This window comes from Cryobacterium sp. 10I1, from assembly GCF_035019805.1.
Taxonomy (GTDB): Bacteria; Actinomycetota; Actinomycetes; order Actinomycetales; family Microbacteriaceae; genus Cryobacterium; species Cryobacterium glucosi.
Map to the genome: position 1 here is coordinate 1 of NZ_JASJVF010000262.1, position 4,241 is coordinate 4,241.

5 protein-coding genes are annotated in these 4,241 nt (G+C 68.3%); 4 read left to right on the forward strand and 1 reads right to left on the reverse strand.

Annotated features, from left to right (window positions below; all coding sequences use genetic code 11):
• Nucleotides 1-959: winged helix DNA-binding domain-containing protein (locus QN345_RS16040; RefSeq protein ID WP_323508864.1), on the forward strand; the 959-nt coding region annotated here is incomplete at its 5' end.
• Between the two features lie 58 nt (nucleotides 960-1,017).
• Nucleotides 1,018-2,001, forward strand: coding sequence for an FUSC family protein (locus QN345_RS16045; RefSeq protein ID WP_241975427.1), 984 nt, complete (start codon nucleotides 1,018-1,020; stop codon nucleotides 1,999-2,001).
• Nucleotides 2,002-2,057: 56 nt separating this feature from the next.
• Here the strand turns inward: QN345_RS16045 and QN345_RS16050 are convergent, their stop codons facing one another.
• Nucleotides 2,058-2,621 (reverse strand): YceI family protein, encoded by a 564-nt coding sequence (locus QN345_RS16050; protein WP_134559820.1) that lies wholly within the window; start codon nucleotides 2,619-2,621, stop codon nucleotides 2,058-2,060.
• Between the two features lie 144 nt (nucleotides 2,622-2,765).
• On the opposite strand from QN345_RS16050, the gene QN345_RS16055 reads away from it, so the two are divergent.
• Together QN345_RS16055 and QN345_RS16060 are read left to right on the forward strand one after the other, a co-directional pair.
• Nucleotides 2,766-3,557, forward strand: a complete 792-nt coding sequence (locus QN345_RS16055) for an oxygenase MpaB family protein (RefSeq protein WP_174774629.1) — start codon at nucleotides 2,766-2,768, stop codon at nucleotides 3,555-3,557.
• Nucleotides 3,558-3,611: 54 nt separating this feature from the next.
• Nucleotides 3,612-4,241: DUF2252 family protein (locus QN345_RS16060; RefSeq protein ID WP_323508865.1), on the forward strand; the 630-nt coding region annotated here is incomplete at its 3' end.

Genomic DNA, 4,241 nt, shown 5'->3' on the forward strand with positions numbered 1-4,241 from the left:
ATGCCGGGTCGATCGTGCGCTCGTATCCGATGCGCGGAACGCTGCACCTGGTCCCCGCGACCGACGTCCGGTGGATGCTGGACCTCACCGCCACGAAGGTGCTCGCATCGATGGCGACCAGGCAGAGACAACTCGGGCTCGACGACACCATCATCGCCGCGGCCGCGGAGGCGGCCACCGGCCTCCTCTCCGGCGGCAGGCGCCTCAGCCGCACCCCGTTCCTCGCCGGGCTGCGGTCCGCGGGGATCAACCCCGACGGCCAGCGCGGCTATCACCTGATCGCCGCCCTCGCGCTCGCGGGTCTCGTGGTCTGGGGTCCCAACCAGGACGGCCAGCCTGCGCTCGCCCTGCTCGACGAGTGGGCGCCCGCGCAGCGCCGCCTCGACCGAAGTGAGGGACTCGCCGAGTTCCTCGTCCGCTACCTGGATGGCCACGGCCCCGCGACCCTGCGCGACTTCGCGGCGTGGACCCAGCTCACGGTCGCTGACGCCCGGGTCGCTCTCGCGGAAGCCGGCGACCGGCTGGAGGAGCTCGAGGTGGACGGCGAGACCCTGCTCCTCCCCGCGGCCACGGAACGCGGCACCCTCGGCTCGCGACCGGCACAGCGCACGCCCGTGCTCGCGCTGCCCGGCTTCGACGAGTACCTGCTCGGCTACCGCGACCGGTCGTACGTCGTGGACGACGCCGATTTCCCGCGGGTCGTTCCCGGTCTCAACGGGATCTTCCTGCCGCTCATCGTCGCGGACGGGCGCGTGATCGGCACCTGGCGGAAAGAAACCACGCGCACCAGGGCGGCCGGACCGACCGTCGCGGTCGAGGCTGCGCCGTTCGGCACCCTCACCGCACGGCGAACCACCGGCTTCGCCAGGGCGATCCGTGACTATTCCGCCTTCACCGGACTTCCCACGACGATCACTCCCCCGACTGCCCCTTCCGCTCGAGCGGGCACGATATCCTGAATGGGTGAGAATATCGGCCCGCGTTCGATCCTCGAGCCGGATTCCGTTGCTCCAGGCTGTGAAGACCTCCCTCGCCGTCATGCTCGGCTGGGTGCTGTCGCAGGGACTCCTGCACACTGAGCTCCCGATCTTCGCCGCGATCGCGGCGCTTCTCGTCGTGCAGCCGAACATCAACCAGACCCTCGGCCGGGCGATCGAGCGCAGCCTCGGCGTCGTCGGCGGGGTGCTCGTCGCCTACGGCGTCGGCGTAGCATTCGGCAAGTCGAGCTGGATCGTGCTGCTCGCGATCGTATTCTGCATCCTGCTCGCCTGGGCGCTCCGCCTGGCCCCGAGCTCGGCGAGCCAGATCCCGATCAGCGCCATGATGGTGCTCTCCATCGGAGCCACGACGCCGGAATACGCCAGGGATCGCATCATCGAGACGATGATCGGCGCCGCGGCCGCACTGCTCGTCAATGCGCTCATCGTGCCGCCGGTGCTGCTCGCGCCCGCGCACGAGACGGTCATCCGCCTCGCTCGCGAGGTCGCGGACACCCTGGACCGCATCGTCGACGCGCTGCGCTTCCCGCAGACGCAGACGCAGATCGAGGAGATGATGATCAAGGCGCGGCTGCTCAGGCCGATGCTGAACAAGGCGGAGAAGGCCCTCAAATCAGCGGAGGAGAGCCTGACCCTGAACCCGCGCCACACCACGAACCGACGCCTGCTCGACGTCGACGAGGAGTTCTACAACCGGCTGACCTCTCTCGTGACCCGTGCGATCGGCATGACGAGGTCGCTCAGGGACCACTACGACCATTCCCTGCATCTCGAGCCGACGGTGCTCGCGATCACCGTCGAGCTGAGCCGCTCCGCGCACGACCTCCGGCTCCTCGCTGCGGAGGCGGACTATCCCGATCGGGATCACCTGCCCGTCGCGGTGGAACCGCCCGCCCTGACCGAACCGCTCCTGATCATGACGCCGCATCCGCAGCACTGGATCCTGATCGGATCGCTCATGGAGGACCTGCGGAGGGTCCGCGAAGAGATCAAGGGCGAGTAGTAGCCCAAAAAAAGGGGCCCCACCGAAGTGGGACCCCTTTTCACGAACCGGGAAGACTACGCCTGGTTGAGGACGGCCTGCAGCTCGATCGTGATGGTGACCTTTTCACCGAGGAGGAAGCCGCCGGTCTCAAGCGCTGCGTTGTAGTTGAGGCCGAAGTCGGCGCGGGTGATCTCGGTCTTGGCCGTTGCACCGGCCTTGTAGTTGCCGTACGGGTCGGTGCCGAAGCCGCCGAACTCGAAGTCGAAGGTGACGGGCTTGGTGACGCCCTTGATCGTGAGGTTGCCGTCGACGAGGAACTCGCCCTTGACTTCACGGACACCGGTGGAGACGAAGTCGATCGTCGGGTAGGTCTCGGCCTCGAAGAAGTCGCCGGTGCGGAGGTGGCCGTCGCGGTTGGCTTCGTTGGTGTTGATCGAAGCGACGTCTGCCGAGGCGGTGACGACGGAGTCGAGGGGGTTCTCGCCGGTGACGAAGGTCGCTGCGAAGGTGTCGAACGTGCCCTTGACCTTGCTGATCATGATGTGGCGGATGCTGAAGCCGACCTCGGAGTGGGTCGGGTCGATGGTCCAGGTTCCGGCCTTGTAGCCCGGGATGGTCGTCGCGGTGGTTTCGGTCATGATGCTCCTCAAGTCTGCGTGACGGATGGATCGCCGCCCTCGGATACATGCAAGCGCATAGAGAGCGGGTTTATTCCGGATCGGGGAGAAACTCCCGAAATACTTTTGCCGGACTACACTCGGCCATCACAGGGGAGGCCGGTCATGCTGCAGCTTCGGGACATCGCGGGCGAAGCCGTCATGCTGCTCGCGGGCGGTCGCTCCATCCTGCTCCAGCTCGCGGATCCGGCGATCGGGCACGGGGTCGCCCACCACAGCGATTTCGAGAACCGGCCGCTCGACCGGCTGGCCGGCACCCTGAGCTACGCATACGCCGTGACCTGCGGCACTCCCGATCAGGCCAGGGCTGCGGTCCGGCGGGTGAACCGGGCCCACGTTCCCGTCGTCGGCGCGGCAGCCGGCGGGGCGCCAGCGTACAACGCCTTCACGCCCGAGCTGCAGCTCTGGGTGGCCGCGACGCTCTACGACTCGGCCGTCGGCATGTACGAACGGGTGTTCGGAGCGTTCGACGAAGGCACCGCCGAGTCCCTGTACCGGGAATACGCGGTGCTCGGCACGGCCCTGCAGGTGCCCGAAGCGCTGTGGCCGCGCGATCGGGCGGCCTTCGCGACCTACTGGCAGGAGAGGCTCGATGGGCTCCGGACGGATGACACCACCCGGGAGGTCGCCAGACGGCTCCTGTACCCCCGCAGCGGGCCGCTGCTGTTGCGCCTGGCCATGCCCCTCGCCCGCCTGGTCACCGTCGGACTGCTGCCACCCTCCGTGCGCGACCTGTTCGACCTGAGCTGGTCTCCTCGTCGGCAACGCCGCTTCGACCGGATGCTGCGCCTCACGATCCGCGTCTACCCGCTGCTCCCGAGGCGCGTGCGGCACTGGCCGCGCGACCACTACCTCGGCTCCCCCGCTCCGTCAGCCGCACGGATTCGTGTTCGCTGATCCGTTTCGCTGATCCGTGGAACGCCGCGTTTGCCGGGGCGATACACTCTCGCCATGGACAGCACGACGGACACCGTTCGCCCCACGACGACGCAGCATGAAGAGCTGGGCCGTGCAGCGCGGATGCGGCTGCCGCGATCGTCGCTCGCCGCCTGGGAGGCCCCGGCGAATCGCTCCGATCCGGTGGACCTGCTCCTGGGCCAGGCGAGCACGAGAGACCCGTCCCTGATCCCGCTGCGGCATGCCCGGATGGGCGTGTCACCGTTCACGTTCTTCCGTGGAACGGCGCTCGTGATGGCGCGGGACCTCGCCGCGCTTCCGGACACGGGGCTCGGCACCCAGCTCTGCGGTGACGCGCACCTGTCCAATTTCGGCCTGTTCGCGAGCGAGGACCGCCGCGTCGTCTTCGACGTCAACGATTTCGACGAGACCTGGCGCGGACCCTTCGAGTGGGACGTGAAGCGCCTGGCGACCTCGTTCGTCCTCGCCGCTGCCGACGCCGGCCTGCCTGCCGAGATCGGCAGGGCTGCTGCCCTCGAGGCCGCGCACAGCTATCGCAGCACGATCGCGGACTATTCGAGCATGCCCATCATGCGCGTCTGGTACGACCGGATGGAATCGAGCCACGTCGAAGCCATCATCTCCGCGTCGACGGGCAAGACCGGTCGCCGCGCGGTCAGGGAC